The 25,800-nt window shown below is 65.3% G+C and carries 24 protein-coding genes; 12 read left to right on the plus strand and 12 right to left on the minus strand.

The features are described from left to right. Positions 1 to 66 precede the first annotated feature (66 nt). A complete protein-coding gene (locus CS0771_RS01105; protein ID WP_212839382.1) occupies positions 67 to 1,890 on the plus strand; it encodes an ATP-dependent endonuclease in 1,824 nt (607 codons plus the stop codon). Positions 1,891 to 2,399: 509 nt separating this feature from the next. Here CS0771_RS01105 and CS0771_RS01110 read toward each other — a convergent pair. Together CS0771_RS01110 and CS0771_RS01115 are read right to left on the minus strand one after the other, a co-directional pair. Continuing rightward, positions 2,400 to 2,912 carry a very short patch repair endonuclease gene (locus tag CS0771_RS01110; protein WP_256442782.1) on the minus strand — a complete coding sequence of 171 codons (513 nt, stop codon included), beginning with the start codon at positions 2,910 to 2,912 and terminating at the stop codon, positions 2,400 to 2,402. A 209-nt stretch (positions 2,913 to 3,121) separates the two neighbouring features. After that, positions 3,122 to 4,339 (minus strand): DNA cytosine methyltransferase, encoded by a 1,218-nt coding sequence (locus tag CS0771_RS01115; RefSeq protein WP_212839383.1) that lies wholly within the window; start codon positions 4,337 to 4,339, stop codon positions 3,122 to 3,124. 249 nt (positions 4,340 to 4,588) lie between these two features. Here CS0771_RS01115 and CS0771_RS01120 point away from each other — a divergent pair, with 249 nt between their 5' ends. After that, positions 4,589 to 5,284: a GIY-YIG nuclease family protein gene (locus CS0771_RS01120; RefSeq protein ID WP_212839384.1), complete on the plus strand. Its 696-nt coding sequence runs from the start codon at positions 4,589 to 4,591 to the stop codon at positions 5,282 to 5,284. Between the two features lie 36 nt (positions 5,285 to 5,320). Here CS0771_RS01120 and CS0771_RS01125 read toward each other — a convergent pair whose 3' ends face one another. From CS0771_RS01125 to CS0771_RS01150, 6 genes are all read right to left on the minus strand, one after another. Then, positions 5,321 to 6,283, minus strand: coding sequence for a protein NO VEIN domain-containing protein (locus CS0771_RS01125; protein ID WP_212839385.1), 963 nt, complete (start codon positions 6,281 to 6,283; stop codon positions 5,321 to 5,323). Then, entirely contained in the window at positions 6,283 to 8,163 is a 1,881-nt protein-coding gene (locus tag CS0771_RS01130; RefSeq protein ID WP_212839386.1) for a DEAD/DEAH box helicase, read from the minus strand. The genes CS0771_RS01125 and CS0771_RS01130 overlap by 1 nt, the downstream gene beginning before the upstream one ends. Continuing rightward, on the minus strand, positions 8,160 to 9,485 hold the full coding sequence (locus tag CS0771_RS01135; RefSeq protein ID WP_212839387.1) for a ParB N-terminal domain-containing protein: 1,326 nt from the start codon (positions 9,483 to 9,485) through the stop codon (positions 8,160 to 8,162). The genes CS0771_RS01130 and CS0771_RS01135 overlap by 4 nt, the downstream gene beginning before the upstream one ends. A gap of 3 nt (positions 9,486 to 9,488) precedes the next feature. Beyond that, positions 9,489 to 10,244, minus strand: coding sequence for a hypothetical protein (locus tag CS0771_RS01140; protein ID WP_212839388.1), 756 nt, complete (start codon positions 10,242 to 10,244; stop codon positions 9,489 to 9,491). Positions 10,245 to 10,695: 451 nt separating this feature from the next. Continuing rightward, the gene (locus CS0771_RS01145) at positions 10,696 to 11,463 is read right to left on the minus strand and encodes a hypothetical protein (protein ID WP_212839389.1); all 768 of its coding nucleotides are present in this window, start codon (positions 11,461 to 11,463) and stop codon (positions 10,696 to 10,698) included. Between the two features lie 10 nt (positions 11,464 to 11,473). Next, the gene (locus tag CS0771_RS01150; RefSeq protein ID WP_212839390.1) at positions 11,474 to 12,301 is read right to left on the minus strand and encodes a hypothetical protein; all 828 of its coding nucleotides are present in this window, start codon (positions 12,299 to 12,301) and stop codon (positions 11,474 to 11,476) included. A gap of 293 nt (positions 12,302 to 12,594) precedes the next feature. Here CS0771_RS01150 and CS0771_RS01155 point away from each other — a divergent pair, with 293 nt between their 5' ends. The 4 genes from CS0771_RS01155 (at position 12,595) to CS0771_RS01170 (ending at position 18,534) form a co-directional block, all read left to right on the plus strand. Then, positions 12,595 to 13,452: an aspartyl/asparaginyl beta-hydroxylase domain-containing protein gene (locus tag CS0771_RS01155; protein WP_212839391.1), complete on the plus strand. Its 858-nt coding sequence runs from the start codon at positions 12,595 to 12,597 to the stop codon at positions 13,450 to 13,452. Further along, positions 13,449 to 14,327 (plus strand): hypothetical protein, encoded by an 879-nt coding sequence (locus CS0771_RS01160; RefSeq protein ID WP_212839392.1) that lies wholly within the window; start codon positions 13,449 to 13,451, stop codon positions 14,325 to 14,327. The genes CS0771_RS01155 and CS0771_RS01160 overlap by 4 nt, the downstream gene beginning before the upstream one ends. Positions 14,328 to 14,686: 359 nt before the next feature. Continuing rightward, complete coding sequence (gene alaS / locus CS0771_RS01165) at positions 14,687 to 17,344, plus strand: alanine--tRNA ligase (RefSeq protein ID WP_212839393.1); 2,658 nt, start codon at positions 14,687 to 14,689, stop codon at positions 17,342 to 17,344. Between the two features lie 53 nt (positions 17,345 to 17,397). Further along, a complete protein-coding gene (locus CS0771_RS01170; RefSeq protein ID WP_244870531.1) occupies positions 17,398 to 18,534 on the plus strand; it encodes an alkaline phosphatase family protein in 1,137 nt (378 codons plus the stop codon). On the opposite strand, the gene CS0771_RS01175 is transcribed toward CS0771_RS01170, so the two are convergent. From CS0771_RS01175 to CS0771_RS01190, 4 genes are all read right to left on the minus strand, one after another. After that, positions 18,535 to 18,834 (minus strand): helix-turn-helix domain-containing protein, encoded by a 300-nt coding sequence (locus CS0771_RS01175; protein ID WP_212839394.1) that lies wholly within the window; start codon positions 18,832 to 18,834, stop codon positions 18,535 to 18,537. Positions 18,835 to 19,188: 354 nt separating this feature from the next. After that, complete coding sequence (locus CS0771_RS01180; protein WP_212839395.1) at positions 19,189 to 19,509, minus strand: hypothetical protein; 321 nt, start codon at positions 19,507 to 19,509, stop codon at positions 19,189 to 19,191. Next, on the minus strand, positions 19,506 to 19,700 hold the full coding sequence (locus tag CS0771_RS01185) for a hypothetical protein (RefSeq protein WP_212839396.1): 195 nt from the start codon (positions 19,698 to 19,700) through the stop codon (positions 19,506 to 19,508). The genes CS0771_RS01180 and CS0771_RS01185 overlap by 4 nt, the downstream gene beginning before the upstream one ends. Continuing rightward, on the minus strand, positions 19,697 to 19,978 hold the full coding sequence (locus CS0771_RS01190) for a hypothetical protein (RefSeq protein ID WP_212839397.1): 282 nt from the start codon (positions 19,976 to 19,978) through the stop codon (positions 19,697 to 19,699). Before CS0771_RS01190 ends, CS0771_RS01185 begins: the two co-directional genes overlap by 4 nt. 231 nt (positions 19,979 to 20,209) lie before the next feature. Between CS0771_RS01190 and CS0771_RS01195 the strand changes: the two genes are divergently transcribed. From CS0771_RS01195 to CS0771_RS01220, 6 genes are all read left to right on the plus strand, one after another. Then, the gene (locus CS0771_RS01195; RefSeq protein ID WP_212839398.1) at positions 20,210 to 21,085 is read left to right on the plus strand and encodes a helix-turn-helix transcriptional regulator; all 876 of its coding nucleotides are present in this window, start codon (positions 20,210 to 20,212) and stop codon (positions 21,083 to 21,085) included. Further along, a complete protein-coding gene (locus tag CS0771_RS39565; protein ID WP_212839399.1) occupies positions 21,075 to 21,404 on the plus strand; it encodes a DUF397 domain-containing protein in 330 nt (109 codons plus the stop codon). The genes CS0771_RS01195 and CS0771_RS39565 overlap by 11 nt, the downstream gene beginning before the upstream one ends. 21 nt (positions 21,405 to 21,425) lie before the next feature. Continuing rightward, positions 21,426 to 22,805, plus strand: a complete 1,380-nt coding sequence (locus tag CS0771_RS01205; RefSeq protein ID WP_244870532.1) for a hypothetical protein — start codon at positions 21,426 to 21,428, stop codon at positions 22,803 to 22,805. Continuing rightward, on the plus strand, positions 22,802 to 23,710 hold the full coding sequence (locus CS0771_RS01210) for a phosphotransferase family protein (RefSeq protein WP_212839400.1): 909 nt from the start codon (positions 22,802 to 22,804) through the stop codon (positions 23,708 to 23,710). Before CS0771_RS01205 ends, CS0771_RS01210 begins: the two co-directional genes overlap by 4 nt. 1,012 nt (positions 23,711 to 24,722) lie before the next feature. Beyond that, on the plus strand, positions 24,723 to 25,073 hold the full coding sequence (locus tag CS0771_RS01215; protein ID WP_212839401.1) for a hypothetical protein: 351 nt from the start codon (positions 24,723 to 24,725) through the stop codon (positions 25,071 to 25,073). A gap of 61 nt (positions 25,074 to 25,134) precedes the next feature. Then, complete coding sequence (locus CS0771_RS01220; protein ID WP_212839402.1) at positions 25,135 to 25,800, plus strand: hypothetical protein; 666 nt, start codon at positions 25,135 to 25,137, stop codon at positions 25,798 to 25,800.

Genomic DNA, 25,800 nt, shown 5'->3' on the forward strand with positions numbered 1-25,800 from the left:
CCGAGAGATCATTTCCAACTGCGGAAACACCCCCTTAACCGAGGACTGGAGCTGAAGGAGACAGAGATGCGGCTCGCCTCCGTCAAAGTATCTGGGTTTCGCAGCCTTCGTCAGGTCGGACCGATCCCACTCCGACGGCCAACCATTCTTGCTGGACACAACGACGCAGGCAAGACGGCCGTCATTGATGCAATCGCATTTCTCCTGGGCGACTACCAGATCACCGATGATGATCCGACGTTCATGGCCCTTACGTCAGATGCGGATACCGAACGTAAGCGAGTCGACTCCATTGAGGTCCGTGGCGAGTTTCTGCCATCGGAATCTGAACGAACAGAACTGGGCCTGCCAGAACGCATCGCCATCCGTCGGATCTGGAGCGAGGGCGGCAACCTGCGCCTCGAGTCAGAGGAGCAGGTGCCCCAAGACGCGCGCCTTCGGGGCATCGCATCCAAGACCATGCCTGCCCTGCGGGAGATCGCGCGCGACTTCAGCGTCACGGTACCGGCAGGTTCCTTGAAGCCCGTGTGGGTCAAAACCTTAGAGGACTTCGCCAAAACCCAATCGGCCGTGATCGGTTGGACGCCGGTCCGTCCGGATGTTCGAGATGCCATGCCCCGGCTTTTGCGATTCGGTGAAGCGGGATCGGTCGAGGCGGCAGTTAAGGCTGCACTAAATGATCGATACCGGGAACATCTCGATAGTGACGAATTTAAGCTGCAGGTCAAGGAACTTGAGCAGAGGCTCCAGAACTGCATTCTGGACGACGCAAATGACCTAATCTCGCACATCAAGGTTCGGTGCACTGACCTCGTCTCGGTTACCGTTGAGCCAGACGTTTCGTTCAAAGGAGGCCTCCAGCGAACGCGACTCCGACTCGCTCGTACCGATGGCGAGGAAGTGCCGCTGACATCGGTTGGCTCTGGTCGAAGCCGGCGAATTAGCCTTGCGATTTGGGAGTGGACGAGCGACATACTTCGTCGTGATGTGGACTCGGGCGCCGCATATAGCGAAGAACGCGATGTAGTGATCGTTTACGACGAGCCTGATACCCACCTCGACTATCTGCAACAAAGACGAGTGATGGAGCTGATTCGCGAGCAATGCGACTTGCCAGGCGTTGCGATGGTCGTTGCTACCCACTCCATGAACCTGATCGATGGAGCTGCGATCGATGACATCATCCACCTACAACTGGTCGACGAGCGCACTGTGGCGAAGCGGCTGCTCGACGACTCAAGTGATGCGGCAAATACTCAGCACTTGGCTGACATAGCAGCCGCTCTCGGACTTCGCAACACCGTACTGCTGCACGAGCGATGCTTTGTGGGAGTGGAAGGAGCATCTGAACAACAAGCGTTCCCAATCCTCTTCAAACTCGCCACAGGGCGATCCTTGCAGGCCGCTGGCGTGGTTATTGTTGCTTGCAACAACAATGAAGGCGCACTCAACTTTGTTGGCTATCTCGCGCGAAGCGGGCGGCAAACGCTTATGATCGTCGATGCCGACAGTGGGAGAAATCGGCTTTTCAGTGATACCAGGTTAGCTTCCGTTGGTCTGAGAAAGGAGCACTGTCACTGGCTGGGACTTCCCGATAAAGAGCTTGAGTACCTCTTCACCGATAAACAGTGGGCTGACGTTGGCAACAGGGTATGGCGCAGAAATGATGCCGCTAATTGGACGTCGGAGAACATCTCCGCGCTACGCGGTGCAGCTAAGTTTAGTAAAGCACTAGAGGATCTTTTTGCCACCGAGAGCGACACTGGACCGGCGTCTAAGACTGAGCTTGTGTACGAACTCTCTCGAAGCCTGACAAGGCCAGAAGACATTCCCAAGGAGCTCCGAGATGCCTTCAGTAAACTAGTCGGCATGGCGGCGCTTGATCGGTGATGCACGGTGGGCACGACGCCACAGCATTCTTGCCTTACGCTGTGCAGGGGTAGGTGCCTCCCAAAGATGCCAGCGCTTGGCCGGCGTCCATTGATGACCATGGCTCTCTTGGAGCACGCCACACCACCTGCACGCATTCGGCTCAGGTGGCGATTCGTGGCGCACCCGGGTATGGAACTCCATCGTCGCACCTCCTCGTCCATCCACCATGACACATGCGTATGACAGTTTGTAGTGCCTCGACAGACCCAACGACTGATCAAATGCGGCCACGGCCGCCACTGTCAGACGCGCCTTGCGCTGGGCAAGTCCGCCACGGCCCTGGCGAGCTCGGCGTGTTGCGGTCGCGGAGCGAAGAACAGCAGCCCTGGTTGGAGTGTGTTGTTCGAGGCGGCGAAGTATGGCGTGGCTACGGGAAGGAGCCCTTCGTCCGCCCCAACGCCAGGGAAAGGCCGTACGCGCTCAACAGCGCGAGGCCGGCGGTGCCTGCACCCGCGCTCTGATGGAAGCTAAGACTTTGAGGATCGGGACCGAACGGCCGATACCACTCTGAGCGCGGCCTCCGCCATGTCTTCATGCTCCCAGACGCGAATAGTCAACCATCCAGCATCCGCGAGAGCCTGGTCTGTGCTGCGGTCACGCGCCCGGTTGCGCTCGACTTTCGCGGACCAGTACTCGCCGTTAGCTCTTGGAGCTCGATGATGGCTCGGGCAGCCGTGCCAGAAGCATCCGTCGAGGTACACCGCCACCTTCTGGCGGCTGAACACCATGTCCGCCGTGCGGCGCACCTCCAGCAGAGGCCGAGAGCACACACGATACCGCAGGCCGAGCGCATGAACCGCTCGCCGCAGGGCCAGCTCAGGTTTCGTGTCACGGCTGCGGTTCGCCCGCATGCTGGCACGGGTTCCGTCGCTCGTGGCCCACGACTCTGGTCTCTCGGTCGCCTTCACTCCGCCTTCCCGTTCAAGCCGATTCGTACCGCCCACGGGATCCCTGCCATCGCCCAATACCGCGAGACTCATGGAACGAGGATCACGGCAGCGGGTATCGGGAACCGCCTCACCGCGTCGACACGACAACGAGTCGTCACCGACGCAAGGAGCCACTCCCTATCACCCTAACGGAATACTCGCACATCTCGACTCCTCGACCAGCCCTATGCGAGCTTGAGAATCACGTCGATCGAGCATTCCCAGGATTTGAGGTTCATCCTGGGCCAGCATACGTGCAACTACACCGTCTCGGGACTGGAGCTGTTGACACGGGCCGCCTGGACCATCGGCATGAGGTAGTGGCGAGCCAGCCATTCGACGGCGGGCACGCAGACTGCGTCTCCGAACCCGCCTACAGCATGGCTGACGCGTAAGTCGTTGCCGAGCGTGTAAGTGTCGGCCCCCATCAAGCGGGCGTACTCCACTGAAGTCATCCAGCGCACTTTGAATCGGCCTGCTTCCGCGCGCACGACGGCCTGCTTGGAGGAACCGCCGCGCGCTGTGCGCAAGCATCCGGCGACGTCATCCGGCCGTATCTCCCACGCTGGCTTGCCAAGGCGGGTCCGGCGGTAGGCGGTCCGGTATGCTGGCTTCTCGCTGGCTTTGAGGAGCTCAAGCCGGGCTTGGTTGAGTGGCGAGAGCTCGTCGAAAAATTTGGCGGTGCGTTTGTCGTCCCACCAACGAGGGTCCGATTCCTCGAGGTCCTCGGCGATTTCCGACAATCCCTCGTCGCGCAGTGCGGGCGGCACCGGCAGGACTGCGCGATGCATGACTAGCTCGGTGTCGTTGAAGAAGCGGTCTAGCAGTTTCGGACGAAGGTCATAGTTGTCCTCTTGCTTTTCCGCGGGCGGAATGCGCAGCCCAATAATGAACAAGCGTGGCCGCGATTGCGGCACAAAGCGGCGTGCGTCAATAGTCAGGACATCAACGGAGTAACCGAGCTCGTTCAAACTGGTGATCGCTGCCTTCATGTCCGCTCCACCGTGACTGGTGGCAAGGCCGGTGACGTTCTCCAGCGTCACGACGGCAGGCGCCGACTCCCCCAACTCCTCTAGAATCCGCGTGAAGTGCCAAAAGGTGCCCGAGTGCTTTCCTGCGAGTCCGCTGCGGCCGCCGGCAAGCGACAAGTCCGTGCACGGAAAGGACGCCCATGCCAATGACAAGTCCGTGGGCAGAGCTTCTGCGTGCACCTCTGCCACGTCGCCGAGATGGAACCCGTCATCGTCTGGATCTTGGAAGTGTGCAGAATACATCTGCTTTTTGTCCGGTTCGATGTCGTTCGCCCAGACCACACGGAATCCGACGCGTTCCAGTCCCATTCGCACCAGGCCGATGCCGGCGAAGAACTCCGCGACGGTGGCCGGGGGCACAGGGTGCGCAACGATGGTGTCGCCGGGCTCACTCGGTGGCGCGACCTCGGCGGGTCGTTCGCTGACAGGTGCGATAACCGGCGTCATCTATGACCACTCTCATCGTACAGGCGTTCGTCCGAGATGATGTTAGTCGACCGGCCCAGGGGCCCGACGCCAGGTCATCCTGACACGCCCGGTGAACATCCGAAAGTGACTCGCTGTTCGCTACGACGTGTTGGAGCTCCGACTACGGAGGGTGCCTAACGACGGTACTTCGACTGATGCGCAGCCAATTACAGTCCTTGCCGACCTCGCTTATCGGAGGCCAATGTGTTGCCCCGGCCTGGCATTGACATGTCCACCACGCTGCTGCCCCGTGAAGTGCAGCTCATTCGCGACGCCATAGCGCGCGCATTGCGCCAGCCGGACCCGCAGCGGCCCACGCAGTCGATCGGCAGGGCCACGGCAGGCATCTACGCCTTCTACGACTACGACGGCGAACCCATCTACGTCGGCCAGACCGCCGAGGGTTTCAGCGTTCGTCTGGGTCGCCATCTGACCGGACAGAGGTCGGATGCTGTGGCTAAATATGTGCTAGACCCGTTCGAGGTGCACACGGTCGCGCTGTGGTCATTGCCTCATATCGGAGACATGCCGGCGAGACAGCGCAAGGCTGCTCTAGATCCCTTCGAGTACACCGTCTATCAGAAGCTGCTTGAGGATAGCGCCTTCAAAGCCGTGTTGAACGAGGGTGACATCGCTCCTGGTCCGCTCATGCAGATGTCGGCTCCACTCGTCACGGTGATCATCCCTGACGAGATCTTCCCCGACCGCAGCCATCCGGACGTTCGCATCGCACGACGGGCGCAGACGATCTCGCTTCTCGCCAAGAACATCAGCGAGCGTAAGGTCTCCAAAGGGCTGCGCCGCGCGCTCGTCACTCAGACTCGGCGTTTGGATGAGCTGGCCAGGCGACGCTACGACGCGCTTGGCGGGGCCATTGAGGTGGAAGGCCCCGAGGGGGTGGTGCCGGAGGACGAGGACCTGTGACGACAGAGGGTGTGCGAGCCGCTCGGCCGCCGGGAGTCAGCGGCGGGTTCTGTCGTGCGTTGCCATTCGCATGCCTGGGATTTGAAGCGAGCTCCTCACCTTCAGCCCGGGTAAGCGGAAACCAGGCGGCAGCCGCAGTTCGTATTCGCGCCAGCTTTCAGCTGGAGGGCTGATGATCGCCGACTCCGACCACCTAAATGCCGTGTTGTCACGTGGGACAAGCCCCGCCAAGGTGTCCGCCGTCAGCTCGAACACGTCCTCGATATGGTGATGAGTCAGCGTCTCGGCGGTGAACGCCTCGTTGGTGAACACGACCTGTAGCAACATCCATTCCGAGTGATACAGGCGGCTCTTGTCGTACTCGTTACGACTGAGGTGGAACTGATGGCGCGTGGCGCGGCTCGCCGCCTTCACCTCGATCCGCTTGACACGCGGCAGGCGGACCTCGATGTCATAGCCATAAGCGTCGGAGACTTCGGCGACATGGACCGGAGCCATGCCCTGACACCGCAACCCATGCAAGATCACCAACTCGCCGGCTGTTCCGAGAGCGCTCTTGACGTCGACGGAACTCGCAGCTGCCAGGTCAGCCGCCACATCGATGATGATTTGATCGAGGTTGGGCTCCAGCCACGACAAGATACGAAGGTCCTGGCTGGGAATGTACGCGCGAGACACAGTCGGCCCGCTGACGACGAGAGGCAGCCACGCCGGCGGCTCACACGTGAGCGCCAAGCGGGCCATCGCCGTCAGAGTGGCTCGATCAGCAGCTTGAGCGAGAGCCGCGAGCGGCCCTGCCAGGTCGATGCGATCGTCGACAATCGCTAATCGCCATCTGACCAGCGCGTCCGCCACTGCAGGAAGATCCGTTGCCGCGGCGAGAAAGGCGCCGTGCCGTTTGGCTGCGTTTATCCATGAGGGAATATCACGTCGTGGTGCCAGTGCTGCGGCCCAGGCGAGCAACACCGCAGCTTGGGCGAAGCCGCGACTGGGGACCATCAGCGGCTTTCCTGGAGCAGCGCGGCGACGGCCGCCATGTCGTCGGCGTACGCTGGCTGTTCGACCGTGTCGCCCTCGAGGTCCGGCAGCGCCACCTGCACCAACCCCGGATCGTCCATCAATCTGGCCAACGCTTCGACCTTGTCACGCAGCCGGGCATCGACGGCGTCGTCGATAGTGCCTGCGCTCAGGAGCAGAGTGAACCGCGTCTGTGTGTCTGCGGCCAGTCCCAGCCGATGGATTCGGTCCTGGCTCTGCAGGAAATGGCCAGCGTTGAACGTCCTGTCCAGGTAGACAGCGTGGTGTGACCAGTGGTGCAGGCTAACGCCTTCACCGCAGGCAGCCGGATTGGCCAGAAGGACATGACAGTCAGGGTCGAACCGGAAGCGGTTCAGCTCAGCTTCGCGGGTCACGGCCGCAGCCGCCGGTGCAGTGTCCTCAGCGGGCACGCCCCCGTGGACCATGGCTGGCTGCCGGTCGCGCAGCCTGACCGCGAGCGCCTTCAAATTGCGGACGAAGTTCGACCACACGATGATCTTCTCCCCGCGCGCAGCTGCGTTCGCGGCAAGCTCGGCCACGTAGTCGTACTTCCACGGCACTTCGAAGTCTCGGTACCGTTGAAGCAGTTCTGTCATCGCCTCGTCACCATTAAGCCGCAATGGTGGGTGGGCGAAACCGTCGTCGTCGTCCTCATCGGAACCAGCCACCAGTAGCATCGGGTTCGTTGCCGCTTCCAGCAGGTACATCACGATGCGTCCCAGGCGATCGAACTGGCGACGTGAAGAACGGTCCAGCGCGAACGCGCCTCGGTACCTTCCTGCCAAGGCGTCGTAGATCGCCGCCTGAATCGGCCTCATCGGCCTCGACACCACCGTGAACTCGGTCGGCGGGAGGTCGAGCTGAGACTTCGGGGTGCGGACGAAATACCGGCCTATGGCCTTACTCGTTGCGCGAAGCACGCCGTCGACGCGCCCGTCTCGTTCGTTGTAGGCGCTCGCAGGCAGAATCTGCCGGTCCTGCCCCGGGTACAAGAACCTCATCAGCGCGATGAGGTCGTGTGCCCCTTGCGGCGCAGGCGTGCCAGTGAGGACGTCGCGCCGCCGTGCCGCGTACGCCAAGTCGAGTGCCGCTCGTCCATGCACTCCAGCGGCCCCACGTTTGATGCGATGTGCCTCGTCCAACACGACTGCCGTCGGATGACGTGCCACGTACTCCCGGATGCGGTCATAATCGCCGGCGAGGCGGTTGTAGCTGGTGAGAAGAATTTCGACGTGCTGGGGGATAACAGAGGACGCGTTGGCGTGGACCGCGATCGTCGGCTGCCATGCCAGGCACGCGGCCGAGTCTTCTTTCCACGCGTGGAACGCCGCGATGGGCGCCACCACCAACAACTGTCGCACTGACTCGCGTGATCGGCTCAAGGTGTAGTTGGCGAGTGCGACGGTGGTCTTTCCTGCTCCTGGCACGGAGAAATCCGCTCCGTGAGGAAGTCGCAGGATCGCCGCCACATTTTCTAGCTGAAACGGCTTCAACTCCCGGAGAAAACCAGCCTCGACGAGCTCAGCTGCCAACTGCTCAAGGTCCACCGGCTCAGTGGACGCGGTGACCCGCTCTCGGTCACGACGATCGTTGGCCAACGAGCGCAGCTGGTTCGTCAGGTCGGGACCCAGCTCGACGCTCTGTCGGAAGAGATCGCGGATCTCGCGTAGCACCTCCAGTTCGGCGAGGAAGACGTCCACCCGGACGTCAAGTCGTGTGGCCGAGCCTCCGACGATCCCCCGGGAGAAGGCGTCTTGCACACGAGCCCACGCTCCGTCGCCGCCGGTCCCGCGGTCGACGACGACCAGAGGTCTGCCCTGTTTGTAGAGCTCGGCCCTCACGCACTTCTCCTGAGTTGCTCAAGCGAGTCGCTCAGCGTCTGCAAGGTGGATAGGAACTCCTTCTCGTCCCACTCGTCGAAGCGTCGCGCCTTCGGCAGCGCCGCCAGTGCGCCCTTCAGATCGCCGAGCGCATGCGTGAGCCGTTTGAGCGGCTCGCCGACAGCGTTCTGGTCCTTCTGCTCGCCGTCGGCCTCGTTGGCGGCCGCCACGATGGCGCCCTTCAAAGTGCCGAGCGCTTCTTGAACAGATAGGCGAGCGCCGCTGTCCAGGGTGAGCGTCTCGTCCGGTTTCCTGCTAGCCATCAAGCCCAGCACCTTGCTCAGCTGCGATGACGGTGCAGGATCGCCGAGAAGGTCGTCCAAGGGATCGTGGTCTTGTTGGTCATCAGCGTGGGTGTCCGCGGCGCGCAGGATGGCGCTCGCGTTCGGGTCCGCCTCGATCTCGTGCAGAATCAGATCCGCCGCGTCGGGCCGTTTCAGATGCCGCAGCTTGCGGTATTCCACGCCGGCCAAGGTGCCGAGGAAATAGGTTGACTGGATGTCGAGGGTCTCCGCGGATGGCTTGTTCCGGGTGGCTTTCACCAGCTCGTCGAACGCCGACTCATGCGGGTGGAAGTCGATGAGCATCCGCGCGCCGCGGGACAACTCCACTAGTTGCCGCACTTGTTGCAACTTCTCGTGTTGACCGCGAACGTCGACCTCGCTGCGATGCATGCGCGCAGCGACTTTGGCGTAGCTCTTGTCAAAACGATCATAAAGCTCGTCGATGAGGATGGCTTCATTGATCCACGAATAGCCCTGTTTGAAGTCGCGCGCCACCTGAAGCTCCGCCTCCAGGTCGACCAACTCTTCGATAGTCGCGTCCTTCGGCAGGACGAGGCACTTCACATAACGGGCGTTGAGAAAGTCGTCGTCTTGAAACAAAGAGAGCAGCGCCGCAGATCTGCGGTTGCCGTTGATCAATACGCCGTCCGCGGTGACGATCGCAGGCTCCAGCTGTCCGCGCTTGCGAAGGTCATCTTTGAGGTCGCTGAATCCACTCTGCGTCCGCAAGATCTCGTACTGGGCAGTCTGTGCGTCCTCGCCGAGAGGGTCCGCCGTGAACAGGTCATGTCGTCCACGCTGGTGCATCTCACGCAGCTGTTCAGCCCGAGTGCGATGGTTCAGCGTCGAGAACCTCAGCCACTTGACGTCCACTTCGACCTGAGGCAGCTCCTTGTCCTCACGGGGCCAGGCTGCGACCAGCACTCTGCGCGGATGGCCCGAAGCCTGCCTAGCGTCGAGGTACGCCACTCGTTCTTGATCCAACGCGACGCTCAACATGGCTCAACTCCTGTGGACGGTCGAGCGGCCGGGGCCGAAGCGGGCTGTGATCTTCACGTCCACCGCCGAGCTTCCCCGGCGGAAGCCGACATTGCCGACGTGAGACTCGACGTCCTCATCGCGGACGCCGAAGTGCTGGAGCAGCAACCTGGGGAACTGCAGCACGCGCTCGTTCTCCCAGTTCCATCGTTCCGCGTCAGGCATGACATAAACGCAAGGCGGCGGGCCTAGCTCCGCTGAGCGCGCCAACGGGCCAGCTGATCGAGGACAGGGTCGTCGCGCGCTGCCGCAGAGCTCGTTGTAGAAAACCACGCCGTCGACCATAGGAGCGGCCTCCGACAAGAACTTCTTCTTCAGCCGGCCCACACCTTTGGCGATGTGCACACCGGGGTGATAGTTCATGCTGGAGCAAATCCACCACAGGTATGTCTCGGCCGCCCACGACGGAACAGACCAGTTCAAGCTGCTGTGTGCGCCATCCGGGCAGCCCTTCTGAATGACAGCCACGTCGCCGACATCTCGCACCCTCAAGCGATACACCGTGTCGTCCCCATACTGCGGCATGATCACATCCTCGACCACTCCACTGCTCTTCATACTGCCGAAGATTCGCACCAGGAAGTCGCGCCGGTCAGCGTTGCTGGCGCTCATGCTGCCCCGGATGTTCTCAATCGCGGCCGAGAGGGCTCCGTTGTACTCCTCAGGGGACAGGCCGTAACCAGCCAAGACAGAGCTGTCAGCGCCAAGCTCCTTGATCACCGAGGCAACCCTCTCGACTACCGCCGCTGGTGGAGTCCCGGCATGACGGCAGGGCGCCGCGTCCTCTCCCTTAACCGTCGAACTCGTCTCGCGCAACCGACGTACCCCGCTTCTTGTCAATGTTGAGCTGGTCATCACGGCGACAGGCAAGGACTCGATCGCTGTCGGCCCTACCTATACCCTCGGACAAGATACTGAGGCCAGCGTGCGATGTCACTCGGCGTCACCACCTCCGAATGAATGAAACTCCTTCGGCAGGACGTACTGCTGCGGACAAAACAACCTGTTGCGGCGAAATCGGGGCTTGACCTTACCGCCGTGTCGCGGCAGACATGATGATCGATACCTAGTAACGCCTGGCTCGACGGAAGGGTCAGCACAGCGGCTTGGAAGCGTCTCCCACTTGTTCAGCGTCGTCGATCAACAATGCGAGTGAGAGTAGGTGATGTCCCTACAAACCGCCCCTTTTGAGTCGAGGGCTTCCGGCCGCCGCTCCCCAGAGTGCAGATGTCAGGGGCCATGCAGCACCGTGATAGCAGCCTGGTGGCAGGCCTTCGTCGGCAAGTATTCGCGCGGCATCAGGCGACCACGACGGTAGCCCGAAGTCGATCGGAAGGACTCGGTGCCCCGGCAGGCCCTCGGACACGGCTTGCCGAAGCCACCCAGGCAATGCGCGGTGATATGACCGACTTGCGCCGATAGCTGCGAGGAACTCGCGGGAACTGACGACTCTGCCCGCCGGAATTTGGCCGACCGCCCATGCAGCGCGTGACTTGAAGTCTTCGGGGACGCGCGGATGGACGTCGTGCTTAATGGAGGCCTCCTGACCAAGACTAATCCGACCCGGCACGGTAACCACGGCCAGGTACCGGTCGAGCTGACGGAATCGCCCGAGGGGCACGCCTGCGAGCCGTGCGCCATGAGCACACGGCTCGCAGGGGAAGGTGATCCGCAGCTGCGCTAGGCCGATGGTCAGGTGTGCACCGGAACTTAAGGAAGTCGCCGGGGCACCGAAAATGATGTTGGCCCTGGAGCCAGCCGCGCTAACACCATGAGTTTCGAGCGAGCTGGCTGCGGCGATGTTGACCTGCCGAGGCAGGATCGACGGCGCACTGCCGATGATGCCGCCGGCGGGATCGAGGTCCAGATATGTCTGCTCGGTCATGGCGGCTTCACGCTCAGGTTTGAGAAACAGCTGGCTGATGCGCAATACCGACATATGGCCGAGCCTATGCGAGGAGTTGGGCGGGAACGGTCAGGGTGGCCTTCGCCGCCGAGACGTCGTCAGGCTTCGCGCCGAGGATCATCTCGGTGCGCCTCTTCGTAGACCACCAGCGGTCCTCCCAGTGGCGGTCGCTCATGGTGAGTGGCGTGTCGGCGAGGTGCGCGATCTCGCGCTCCTGGCTGCTGCGGTGGAAGACCCACTCGGGCTTGGGCTTGACCCGGATCGCCAGCTCGGCGTACGGACCGCGCCGTGTGTTGGGGATGAAGTCGAACGGGGCAAACGCCATGGCCCATGCCTGCGTGTCGGCGTCCACGGGGTAGCGGACGAAGAGACGACGCAGACCGTCGGCCAGGTCGTCGCGCTCCAGCCAGAACGGCCCGCGCCGCACCAGGGCACGAATCAGCTCGACCAACTCTCCGGCCGTGGCAATGCCAGGGGCCAGAATGCTGGCGACCTGGACATGCGGGTCTGCCACGGCACCGGCGACCAGCTCACAGACGCCGGCCGCGGTGGCTTCGCTGTCCGCGTCGGTCTCGACGTCGAGCACGTGGTAGTCCCAGCGGACCGTGTCGGCATCCTTGGCCACGAGCCGGGCGAACTGGCAGCCGTTCTGGCCGCGGGTATGCCAATCCCGCTGGGCGAGCGCGCACAGCCGGCTCAGCGCGGGCGCCTCCGGCTGTTCAGCCAGCCGCGCGACTACCTCGTGGTATGCGGGCGGTTCCGGGAACCTGCGCAGCCCGTACTGAGCGGTTCCCGTGATCGCGGCGAGCGCTTTGGCCCACCGGAGGTCCGAGCTGTCGAAGCGCACGGCTTCGACGGTTGTCGTTTTCATGATTGCGACACCTCACCTCGCGTGGTTGCACGTCGATGGCGGTCAGCCCGACGTCGTGAGACCCCGTGTTTCGGGCTTTGAACCAGCCTGGGACATCGGTGGTGGTGAGGGAATCGCCGTGCGTCGCAGGGCTGATGCATAGGTGTTGCAGCTCTGTCGCAGGTCTGCACGGTGTTGCAGCACGGCTGCGCCGTCCCTGCGACGAGCCTGCGACGGCACCGTCTATCCCGATCGGACGCACGTCGCACACGCTGGAGCCAACGAAACATCGATGGATGGATGGAGGCGGTCACGTGTTGGTGCAGGACAAGAGACCGGCTAGCCTCGCCGAACAGGTCGGTAGGGTATGCGCGCTCGACGGAGCGGTGCTCGACCGGATGCGGCACGAGGCGCTGACGGTGCCGGACGGCTGGGTGGCGGAGTACGGCGAGTTTCAGAGCGGCGGTTGGTGGACCCTGTCGCTGTTCAACGCCTCTGGTGACCCGGGGGACGTGACCATCGCCGACTGCGAGGCGGTGCCGACGTCGCTGCTGGAGCGAATGCCGGCAACCCGGGCGCTGCTGGACAGTCTCGGGTTGGTCTACATGTGGGTGCGGCTGGCACGGCTGGCGCCGAACTCGTTCCTGTGGGAGCACCGCGACTACGGCGAGCTCTCGGAGCGGGAGCACTACAGGCTGCACATCCCGCTGCAGACCAACCGGTCCGCGGGGTTGGTGCTCGGCGGCGCGAAGGTGCACCTGGCTGTCGGAGATCTCTGGCGACTGGTGCCGACCAACGCTCACGGAGCGTGCAACCTGCTCGGCCCGGACCGGATCCACCTGATCCTGGACTGCTACGGCAATGACGGCTTCGCCAAGCTCGCCAGCCACTCGCGGTTGCACGACGGCGACGCGGTCATGCTCCCGTCCGCTTCCGACGCGGAGCTGGACCGGCACGTCGACGATGCGGTCAGGCTGGCGCGGCTGGGCTATACCGACACAGCCGAGCGCAGCCTGCTGCGCCTGTTTTACCGCTACGCCCTGCCCGAGGGCCGCGTGTATGACCTGCTCGCCGCCATGCACACCGCGCTCGCTCAGCCGGAGACCGCCCAGGCGTGGCAGGCCAAGAAGTCGCTGATGCTCGGAACTACGGATAACGGAGGCCGGCGATGACACTCGCCTCGATCGCGGAGCTCGTCGCGGCGAGCCGACCGCAGGTCTTCACCCTGCTGGAGCGGGCAACCGAGAAGATCACCACCAGCCCGCACGTCACCCACGTATATGTTCGCGGGTCGCTGGCGGCGGGTCGGGCCGACCGGATGTCGGACCTCGACTTCGTCGCCGGCGTCGCCGACGAGTGGTTCGAGGACTTCCACGAGGCCCTCGACACGTTCATGACGACCGAGTTCAATGCGATCCTGCCCGGCTGGCGCGACACGATCGTGAACAAGATGGGTGGCATCGGCTATGTCTACCTCGTCGAGAACGGCGGCAAGCTCTACCAGCTCGACTTCTACCTCGTGCCGGCCAGCCGAGCCGAGGACGTGCCAGCACGCACCACCCGGGCCTGCCTGCTGCACACCCGACAGTACGTTCCGGCCTGCGACGCGGCGCTGCGTATGAAGGTCGCCAAGTACATCGCACAGACAGCGGAGCGTCCCCGGACATCGGTAGAGCTGATGGTGGAACTACTCGTCCTGCTGCAGATGGTGTACAAGCGGGTACGTCGTGGCCAGCACTTCTCTGCATATGGCGAGTGGGTGATGGCCAGGGAGACTGTTCGCGACCTGGTCCGTAGCTCGCTGATTCCCACCTCGCCGAACTGGGGCTGGTACAGGCTGGAGGAGGAGCTGGCCACGACGCCGATCGGCCGGGCCTGCGGGCGCAGCCTGCATGATCTGCTGCTCTTGCAGCCACCTACCAGCGGCGCCGAGCTGGACAACATCGTGGAACGATGCCTGCACATCGCGGAGATGGCCGCACCGGCCACCGTGGCCCAGCTCGCCGACGCGATCGGCTCCTACCGCGCCTACCTCGACCTGAACTGACCGATCGGCTACGCCGCCTCGCCGCGACACGTCATCAATCGGCTTGACTGCTCCGCATCGCACCGGGTAGTAATGGGCTCGACACCCGGCGTCTTTAGCACCGGTGCGGATGAATGGAAGTACTGATGATCGCGGTGGGGCGGCGAGCTAGCCGCGCCGAGCTGGTAGCCGGGGACTGCGTCCTCGCCTGACCCTCGGCCTGGCTCGGCGAGACCTGCCTGCCCAGACTTCCCCCGCACGCACCTGCAGACGGCTTGATCCCACGTCAGCGGCGAGGTCCCTGCTCTCACGCGCGCTAGCACGCGCCAGGGGCGGGTTCTGAAGGTGCGTCGGCCCCATCCGACAAGCGAGGCCGACTCATGCGTTCCACCGACATCCGCCGTACCTTCTTCGACTACTTCGCCCAGCGCGACCACCATCTGGTGCCATCGGGGTCGCTGATCCCCGATGATCCGACGCTGTTGCTCACCAATGCGGGCATGGTGCCGTTCAAGCCGTACTTCAGCGGCGAGCGCGTGCCGGAGCATCCGCGGGCGATGTCGCTGCAGAAGTGCGCCCGCACCGTGGACATCGAAAACGTCGGGCACACCACCCGGCACGCGACATTCTTCGAGATGGCGGGCAACTTCTCATTCGGCGACTTCTTCAAGCCGGAGGCCATCGCCTGGGCGTATGAACTAGTGACCGAGGGCTACCAGCTCGACCGGGACCGGCTGTGGGTGACCGTGTTCCGCGACGACGACGAGGCGATCTCGCTGTGGCGCCGCCTGGGCGTTCCCGCCGACCGGATCCAGCGCCTGGACATGGCCGACAACTACTGGTCCATGGGCGTTCCGGGACCGTGCGGACCGTGCTCGGAGATCTTCTACGACCGCGGCGAGTCCTACGGCCGCGACGGCGGCCCGGCGGTCAACAGCGAGCGGTTCCTGGAGATCTGGAACCTGGTGTTCATGCAATATGAGCGCGGCGCGGGCGACGGCAAGGACGGCTTCCCGATCCTGGGCGAACTCCCGGGGAAGAACATCGACACCGGCATGGGCATCGACCGGATGGCGCTGATCCTGCAGGACGCGCGCTACATCTGCGAGACCGACCTGGTGGCGCCGACAATGCACCGCCTCCAGGAGATCACCGGCGAGGAGTACGGGACCCTGCCGCCGAAGCAGCAGGTCTCGTACCGGGTGATCACCGACCACGTCCGGTCGGCGGCGTTCCTGGTCGCCGACGGCGTGCTGCCGTCCAACGAGGGCCGCGGGTACGTGCTGCGGCGGCTGCTACGCCGTGCGGTACGCCACGCGCGGCTGCTCGGCGTCGAGCAGCCCATCCTCGACGACCTCACCGGCAGTGTCATCAACAACCTCGGCGACGTCTGGCCGGAGCTGGTCGGCCAGCGTTCGCTCATCGGCAAGGTCGTCACCCGGGAGGAGGACACTTTCGACCGCACGCTGCGGCAGGGCACGAAGCTGCTCGACACCGCGATCAAGCAGTCGCGGCCCGGTGGCGCGCTGCCGGCGGAGACCGCGTTCGAGCTGCACGACACGTACGGCTTCCCGATCGACCTCACCGTGGAGATCGCGGCCGACGCGGGCCTGGACCTCGACCGGGACCGGTTCGCGCAGCTCATGGACGCCCAGCGCCGCCAGGCGAAGGCGGCACGCGCGGACCTGACTCCCGGCCTGGTCAAGCTGGACGTGTACCGCGAGATCGCGGGCCGGCACGGGCGCACGACCTTCATCGGCTACAACGACCTCGCTGGCGAGGCGACCGTACTCGGGCTGCTGCGCGACGGCAGCCCGGTCGAGGCGGCGGTGGAAGGCCAGCGGGTCGAGGTGATCCTCGACCGCAGCCCGTTCTACGCCGAAGCGGGCGGCCAAGTCGGCGATATCGGCACCCTCACGACCGGCGATGGTGCGGTGCTGCGGGTCGACAAGACCCGCTATGGGCTCGACGGCCTGCACGTGCACACTGCGCACGTGACCACCGGCGTGGTGACCACCGGGCAGGCAGTGATGGCGACGGTCGACGAGCAGCGCCGCCAGGCGACCGCGCGCTCGCACAGCGCGACCCACGTCCTGCACGCCACGCTGCGCCAGCGCATCGGCGACCACGCCCGCCAGCACGGGTCGCTGGTCGAACCAGGGCGGCTGCGCTTCGACTTCAGCCACTTCGACGCCATCAGCCCGGACGAGCTCGCCGCGTTGGAGGACGAGGTCAACCAGCGTGTCTTGGGCAACCCGGAGGTGCGGGTCTGGCACGCGACGCGCGCGGAGGCCGATGCGGCTGGGGCGACGGCGCTGTTCGGCGAGAAGTACGGCGACGTCGTACGCATCGTCGACATCGGCGACTTCTCCCGCGAGCTGTGCGGCGGCACCCACGTCGGCTACGGCAGCCAAGCCGGGCCGGTCCGCATCCTCGCCGAGTCCTCGATCGGTGCCGGCCTGCGCCGGGTCGAGGCGCTCGTCGGCATCGACGCGCTGCGCCACGCCAACCACGAACGCGCCGTCCTGCGCGAGCTCGGGGAGCTACTCGGCGCGCGGCCCGACAGGATCGTCGAGCAGCTCTCCCAGCGGCTGGGCACCCTGGCCGCGGCGGAAAAGCAGCTCGCTTCGTACCGCCAGGACCAGCTCAGCGCGAAGGCACGCCGCCTCGCTGACCGCATCCAGCCGAGCGCCGGGGTACGCATCCTGGCCGAGGTAGTGACCGAGACGACCGGCGCCGAGCTGCGCAGCGTCGCGACCACGGTCCTCGCGGCGCTGCCATCCGGCGAGCCCGCGGCGGTGATCCTCGGCTGCGTCCAGGACGACAAGGCCAACCTCGTCGCGGTCGTCAACACGGCATTCCACGACAAGACCGGAGTCGAGGCGGTCCGGCTTTTGCAAGCCGCAGGCAAGGCCGTGGGCGGTGGAGCCGGAGGCACTACGTTCATCGCCAACGCCGGTGGCCGCCACGCTGAGCGCCTGCCGGACGCGCTCCGCGAGGCGCACACCGCGGCCCGCGAACTGCTCGCGCTGAGCTGACCTCGCTGGGGGTCCCGGACGACCGGGACCCCCAGCCGCAGAAGGGAACCCTGTTGACTTCCGATCTCGCGAAGATTCTCCCGGGCGTCGCCACCCTGTTCGGCCTGCCCGGCTTCACAGACCCGCTCGGTGTGGCCGACCATCTGACGGGTGCCCGCAAAGTCGCGTTGCTCCTGCTGGACGGTATGGGCTGGCACAACGTGCCAGCCGACCCAGAGCGCACACCGACCTTCCACGCCATCCTGACCGGCGAACTCGGCGCAGCACGCCCGATCAGCACCGGCTTCCCTTCGACCACCGCCACCAGCATCGTCAGCCTGTGCACGGGCGCTATGGCCGGCGATCACGGCATCCTCGGCTACACCCTCAACGTGCCCGACACCGACCGCGTGCTCGTACACACACGCTGGGCTGATGACCCCGACCCGCCCATCTGGCAACCGGTTCCGTCGATCCTTGACGCGCTGCGGGCCGCCGGAGTCGCTGTCACCATCGTCAACCGCCCGGACCTCGCCACCAGCGGCCTGACACAGGTGACCACCGGCAGGCGCGGATACGTCATGGCACCCGACACCGACGCATTGGCGGAAGGCATGATCGCAGCTCTGCAGCGGGAGCAGCGCAGTCTCACCTACGGCTACTACTCCGGCATGGACTCCGCCGCTCACCTGCATGGCAACTCGTCACCGCAGTGGTGGCAGGCCGCCCAGACCGCAGACAGACTCGTGCAGCGGCTCGTGGAGGGACTCCCCGCCGACGCCGCGCTTGTCATCACGGCCGACCACGGCCAACTCGACATCCCACCGCACCGCCGCATCGACATCGACGCCGAGCCCGACCTGAGCGAAGGACTGCGTGTCGTCGCGGGGGAGGCACGAGTTCGGTACCTGCACACCAGGCCGGGCGCCAGCACGGACGTACGCGACCGCTGGACGGCGAAGCTGGGCACCCGCGCGCAGGTGCTCCTTCGGGACGAAGCCGTAGCGCAAGGGTTGTTCGGTCCTGTGCGCGACGAACACCGCGCCCGCATCGGTGATGTCGTGGCTATCTGCAACGACGATTGGGCGCTGGTGGCGACCAAGCGTGAGCCGGCCGCCGAGTCCAGCCTTGTCGGGATGCATGGCGGCATGACGGCCGTGGAGTCGCAGATTCCGTTGATCACCATCGCTGGGAATGACGCAGCGAGTTGACTATGGCGGATCGGAATGCCGCAAAGGGTCCTGACCCATCGGCTGAGCTGTGGGCGCGGCCAGTAGCGCGAACCGATACCGGACCTCGGCGGTGGCCGACTCCAGCACCTGATCCAAGATCGCTTGCATGTCTGGTCGCGGCGTGATCCGCTGCCCTTCAGACTCCCAGTACGACACGGTGCGGGCGGCCACGCCCAGGTGCGCTGCGAACGACCGGACGCTCATGCGTTTCGCGGCGCGCAGAACCCGCGCCTCCGCGCCGGTCCACTGGCTGACGGTTAGGGGCGGAGCGCTGTCCATGACGTCGTCCTCTCATTGGCGACCGGCTGCGGTCTTTGCGGTCTGCTGCGTTGTAGGTGCTGAACACGGCGCGGTCAGCATGCTGAGCATCGAGGTGCTAGCGCGCTTCCCACGCGTTGAAGGTGGTGTGGCCGATCTTGGGGGGAAGCGCGGCGAGTGGCCGTCGCCGGGGCAGCTGGCCGTGCCCGAGCAGCGCCACGTGGGCGAGTTCGCGTTGCGAGCAGGGCTCCAACTCGCCACAGCCGACGCAGCGGCCACCATGATCGGAACGTAGGTGCCGGTCGATGACGGCCTGAGCCGCTACGGCACCTACCAGGGCATCTGCTGCTACCGCTGCGCGCCATACCTGGGTGGTCATCGCTGCCCTGCCTTCGCGCCGGACATGTCGCCGATCGTGTGGCCCGGTTCCCAGTCGGCAATGGTCCTGCCAAGGACGTCAGCGCCGTCAGGGGCCAGGCGCAACGTCAGCAGCCGTTGACGAGGCACGATCTCCATCACCGCATCGCCGAGCAGCAGGTGCAGTGTGCTGCGGACAGCTTCAACCGACACGCCTGGCGCAACCTCGGCAACCTGCGCCACCGTCCAGCAGCGTGACGGATCCACCAGGAGCGCGTGGTAGATCGTCTCGCGCGGCGGGCTCCACACGGTCAGGACTCTTGCCGACAGCGGTCTCACTGCGCGCCTCGCTCGGCCTCGGCGTCCACGACGGCCCGCGCCCAGCCCGCCTGCGGGCAGGGAGACCACGTCAGGTGACCCAGTTCGTGGCAGCCCTGGCACAGCCCGCCAGGTCCAGGGCGATGACTGTCCAGCAGCGCCTGCGCTTGCGCCAGCAGGGCCGCGTCGTGCTTCCAAGCGACGATCATCATGACCAGGGCCCCGTCCGCTGATCCAGTGCCTCGATCTGCAGATCGGTCCAGCCGTCGTCGACCAGCGTCTCGTAGGCCAACCGGTGGACCTGACAAGGGAACCGCTGGTGACAGTTCAGGCAACGTGATCCTTCGGGCCAGCTGATCGAGCAGTGCACACGGATCGCGTACGCCGCGGCGGCGATCGTGGAACCGTGCATCGGGCCGGACATGGCATTCCCCTTCACCAGGTGCTCGGGCTTGATGACCTGTCCGCCGCCACGCCCCAGCGGCAGCAACGGCGAACAGGAGCTTCATCGACGCGTTTCGTGCTGGCATCCACATTCACGGACAGTCCGGGGTTGGCGGAACCCCGATCCATTACTCGGTCTATTGGTCGTTCTAGCGGTTGAACACGCCTCCACCTGCGCAGGCTCGTGTCGGCGGCGTTGGCGGCCGGCTCGACTACGCGAAATCGGCGCTAAGCTCGTCATCACAATGAGTCACGACGGGTCGGGAGGTGTCGCATCGTGATCAGCCCGCTGGTACGGCGCCGCCGACTTGCGATCGAACTACGGAACCTTCGAGGCAGGTCTGGCTACTCCGCCAGTGCATTGGCCGCCAAGAGCGGAGTCGCGCGCCAGCGCATCAGCGCTCTCGAAAACGCGCACGTGGCTCCCGACCTCGACCAACTCGCGAGACTTCTGGACGTCTTCGACATCGAGTCGGGCGCCCGGGAGTCGCTCATGGTGATTGCTCGAGAAGCACGGGTACGTGGATGGTGGTCGCGCTACTCCGATGAGATGGGGCGTCGTCAGGCCGGTTACGCGAACCTTGAGGCGGGCGCCTGCGAGATACACGAGTACCAGATGACCTTTCTCCCCGGGCTCCTTCAGCTACCGGCATACACCGAGGCCAGAACGCAGCTCGAACGACCACGAGCGGCGAACTACGACCCGGCGCGGGCCATCGAAGCACGGGCTTCACGGCAACGAGCAGTGCGTAGGAGCGGCGGACCGACGTACGAAGTGATCATCGATGAAGTCGCTGTCCGCAGGCCTGCCGTTCCGGTCGGCGTTTTCGCAGACCAGCTTGATCACATGGTTGCGCTGCCGAGTGAGTGGTCGAAGCTGACGATAAGGATCCTGCCCCTTACGCCTTCGACGGCCATTCGAGCCGTGCCCCGATCCGCGTTCGCCTGGTACCGATATCCGGATCCTGAAGACCCTGTCGTCGTAGCGGTCGACACGGTAACCGATGATCTTATCCTGACCGAAGAAGGAGTCGTCGCAACGTACCTTGATCTGTATGACGCGCTCCGAAGCGCGGCGTGGTCACCAAGCGAGAGCCTCGACTTCCTTATCGAAATCGGCCAGCAAGCACGGAGAGCCGTACATGAAGGATAAGCCCAGCCGGACATGGAAGAAGTCGAGCAGGAGTGCTCCCGACTCGAACTGCGTCGAGGTTGATGACACCTCGGACGTCCACCATGTCTCCGTCCGTGACTCAAAAGATCCACACGGTCCGGTATTGAGATTCGATCGGCAATCGTGGCGCGCATTTGTTGAAGAGTTGAAAGCTTCCGAATTCAGGGAAGCTGCATGGTGCATGTCCATTGGATGCCTGGACGCGGGTTCTGACTTGATGGCATCCCTGCCATGCGAAATACTGTTCGGACTGAACTGCCCGCCGGGACACGTACCCCATGCGGGCCGTTCCCGCTAACGGCCCTGTCGAGGTCACGCAATGGGAGTCAGGCAGGCGGACGACGCCAACGTGAACAACCAGTTGATGGCTGCTCGGCTGGGCCGCGTGTCCCCGTCGGGATCAGGGCGTCCCATGTCACGGCAGGAGGTGGCCGACGGTGCCAACGCCGCGATCGCCAGGCTGTGCCGTGAACGAGGGACCCGGCCCCAGATGGCCGGGCTGACGGCCAACATGATCGGGGCGTTCGAACGCGGCGAAAGACGGTGGCCCTCCAAGGAGTACCGGGACGGACTGACCGCGTTCTTCGGCATGACGCCTGCCGAGCTGGGGCTGTACATCGACCGTCCCTCACGTACCGCGGTCACACCCCGCGCTCGGCGAGACCAGCGTGACGTCGCCGAGCTCGGACCGCGGAACCCTCAACGTCGGGAGATTCTCAGACGCATCGCCGCGATCGCGGCTACCTCCGGCCTGCTGGGACGATCGACCGTCGGCATCACGCGCATCGGCGCGGCCGACGCGGCCCGCCTGACCGCCGTCACGGAACTCTACGGTTCCGTCGACCGTGAGGTGGGCGGTGGCCTGCTGTGCCGGCACGTCGCAGAACTCGCCGAATCGGCCACATCGCTCCTGAGCCGGGATGCCGGCGAGGCTCAGCGCAGCAAGTTCATGGTTGCGCTCGCCGGCATTCGCCAGCTTGCCGGATGGACTGCGTTCGATGCTGGCAATCACGCAGAGAGCCAGAGGCACTTCACCATCGCCGAGAGCCTCGCATCAAGTGCCGGCGACGCCAGGCTCGCCGCGCGCGTGCGCTACTGCCAAGCACGACAACTTCAGCACCTCCATCACAACGTCGATGCGGCATACCTGCTGCGGCGTGCGGCGGAAGGGCTGGCTGCATCGGGCACTCCCGCCCTGCGAGCCCTGCTCGCAGGATCCGAGGCTGCATCCCTGGCTGCGCTTGGGGACCACACGGCGGCCCTGAACAATCTCGAGTCCGCCCGCGAGGAGTTCCACCGGATCGACTGGGATCTTGAACCAGCGTGGATCCGCTTCTACGACCAGGGAGAACTGTTGGCACAGTATGGGCGCGTCTACCGCGACCTCGCCCGGCAAGACCAACGTTATGGAGACACCGCCGTCGAGTGGGTCAAGACAGCCATAGCCAACTTCGAGCCCACCAACCAGCGGTCCATGGTCCTCAACCGGGTCGGCCTCTGCAGTGCGTACTTCCTTGCCGGGCACCCAGACGAGGCCATTCGCGTCGGGACGAACGTCGTCAAGTTCGGCCAGCACCTGACCTCACGCCGCATCCTCGACCGCATCGGCAACGTCCGCCGCGACATACGGCACAGCCGCGGGCGATCCGACGTCGCCGACTTTGCGAACGCGCTAGCCCAGTTTGCGCCCCGCCCATGAAGTCATCAGAGGGCCGGTTCTCCGAGGCGGTCATGACCCGGGCGATGGCCGGCGTCGCCTCCAGGCTGTCGCTTCCGTCGGACGATGCCACACTGCTTCGCCTTACCAACAACGCCGTGTTCGCGCTGCCCGAGGCAGGCGTCGTCGTTCGGATCACGCGATCACATCAGCTGCAGTCCCGCGTTTCGAAGGTCGTAAGGCTGGCGAGGTGGTTCGAAGCGATTGACGCACCGACCATTCGTCTGGCCCAAGTAGGAGATCAGCCCGTCGAGATCGACGGCCTGCTCGCGACCGTCTGGACCTACATCAGCCAACACGACCCTGCACTCGGCCCAGACGATCTCGGTATGGCCCTGCGGAGCTTTCACGGCCTGGGCCTACCACCGTTCGAGCTACCGCTGTGGGATCCGATCTCGGATGCGCGATCTCGGCTCAAGGACGCGGAGGGCTTGACCCGGACAGACGAGCAGTTCCTGAGAGCCTGGTGCGACCGCCTCGAACCCCAGATCGAGGAGGTACGCGGACGGGTTGGCCTGCACCTGATCCACGGTGACGCGCACGTCGGCAACCTTCTACGCGACCGCGATGGCAGAGCACTGTTCTGCGACTTCGACGCCACCTCGCAAGGACCGTGGCAGGTCGACCTCGTCGCTGTCGCTGTCGGAGAAGCGCGTTTCGGCCGGGCTGGCGCCCACAACGCGCTCGCGGCCAGCTACGGCTACGACGTCACGTCGGACCCGGACTGGCCACTCTTCCGTGAGGCTCGCGAACTGAAGATGGTGACCGCGGCCGTTCCGCTGCTCGCCAGCGGCGATCTCGTGGCGGACGAGTTCCGTACCCGGCTGCTGTCAGTCATGAATGGCAATACCTCAGCACGGTGGACACCGTTTGCCGATCTCCGGTGATACGGGCCTAACGCGTGGCGAGGCCTTCGAGAGGGCCTCCAGCAGTAGTACACCGCCCGCCCCGCCGGGGCTACCGGCATCGCCTGCCCCCACGCCAGACAAGTGCCCGCCTGCCCCTGCAGGCGGGCACTGTCGATGGTCAGGCGGTGGCGGTGTGGGTGGCCCAGCCGCAGGTGGTGAGGGCGCGCAGGATGAGGGCGATGACCGGTGCGGGGGCGGCCGAGTCGTACGGCGAGTTGGGCGAGGGAGGCGGTGCCCATGCGGTGCAGCAGTTCCATGACGTTGCCCATGTCGGCGGCCAGGGGCGCGGTCGGGGGCACCTGGTAGGCGGCGGTGGTCAGCAGCCACACGCGGGCGGTGTCGGCCCGTTCGGGGCCGTGGGGCGCGGCCGGTGGCGGGGCCGGTGGGTCGGCATAGGTGGCGATGACGCGCCGGGCGGTGGTCACCGCCGCGCACGGCCATGTCTCGTGCGCGCATCGGGCTTGGTCGCATCGGTGGCCGCCGGGGCGGTGGCGGTCGAGAAGTTGCCGGGCGTCGCGGTAGGTCTGGTCGATACGGCTGCTCACGGGGCCTCCCAGGCTCGTGCGGGAAGCCAATGGACGCGCGGGACGCCGAGACGATCAAGTGGACGGTGGTGTGCTAACGCGCCGCGCTCTACCCCGGCGGGTTCGGCTCAGACGATGCCCAGCCGTTCGCGGCAGGTACGCCGCCACGGCCGCAGCCACGCGCGGCCCGCACCGGTGGCCGCGCAGAACTCGTGGACCCCAGGTGCCTCGACCTGGCGGCATCCAAGCCGCGCGGCAGCGCCCATGCCGACCACGCGGACAGGTCGTCCACGTACTCGGGGTGGGTCCGCAGGAAGGTCGCGGCGACGTGCATCAGGTCCGCGTGTCCGACGTTCATCTGCTGATCTTGCCAGGTGGGGACAAGCGGCGCACTCCCGTTGCGGCGGCTGGCAGGTTGCTGGGTCGCGGCGGCGGACGTCCCCGCCGCAGGTGTCTAGGATCGGCTCGTGACGATCGATGACGGCGATGACGACAACCCGGTCTATCCGCTTGTCGCGGGCTTTGTCCACCGCGAGGAGCTGAAGGTGTGGTGTCTGTGGTGCTGCGTCTGGCACACGCACGGCCACGACCCGGATGACGCGGTCGGCAGCGCGGAGCACCGCAGCGCGCACTGCTACGCCTCGGACTCGCCGTACAAGGAGTCGGGCGGCTACAACGTGCAGGTGTCGTCGCGGTCGTTCGCCTCGGTCCGCAAGCTGGTCAAGGAGGCCACCCCCGCCCAGCAGGAGGACATCCACGCCGGCCGCAGCACCGAGGCGATCGTCAAGCTCCGTTCCCAGCCCCAGCCCGCACCCTGACGCCGGTGCTGGCCCGGTTGGGCTCGCCCGTGCGGTGCGGTGGTGTCAAGCTGTGGGTGTGATGTCTGAGGCCGAGCGTGCCGCCGCGTGGACGGTGGAGGACGCGGTGACGCGCCTGAGTGACGCCATGGCGTCTGCCGATGTGGCGGGCGCGCAGGCTCCGGCTGGTCATGGCTATATCGCCGGGTTGGGCTGGTTCCGGGTGTGGCGGCGCGGTCAGCGGGTCGGCGCGCCGCCTGCCGGGTTGAGCGCCGATGCGCTGTCGCGGCGCAGGTTCGCCGAGCGGCTGGCCGACACCTTGGCATATCCGGGTGAGGATGTGGCCCGCTACGGCCACGGCGGGGACCTGTTCGGCGCTTGCAGCGAGTTCGTGCCGGTCGCGGCGTCACCGGTGGCGCAGCGGGTCATCGCCGATGCTGAGGCCGTCACTGAGCGGGTCGCGGTCGTTGAGGGTGAGACGCGGGTGTACGACACCGGCGCGGGTGCGGTGGTGCTGGTGCACGGACCGGACTGGAGTCTGCTGTTCGAGCACGACTCGTTCGGCGTGACGATCCGGGTGTGCGGCGACGAGTGGGACGAGGTCGCGCTCGCGGTCGATGAGGACCCTGACCCGCAGGTGCAGTCGCAGTTGTTGACGATGGTCTACGACGTGCTGTTTCAGTTGCAGCGGGTGTCGGTCGGCGGGGACCGGTTCGCCGAAGCCGCATCCGGCTCCGGCGACCGGTAG

The organism is Catellatospora sp. IY07-71, assembly GCF_018326265.1.
Classification (GTDB): Bacteria; Actinomycetota; Actinomycetes; order Mycobacteriales; family Micromonosporaceae; genus Catellatospora.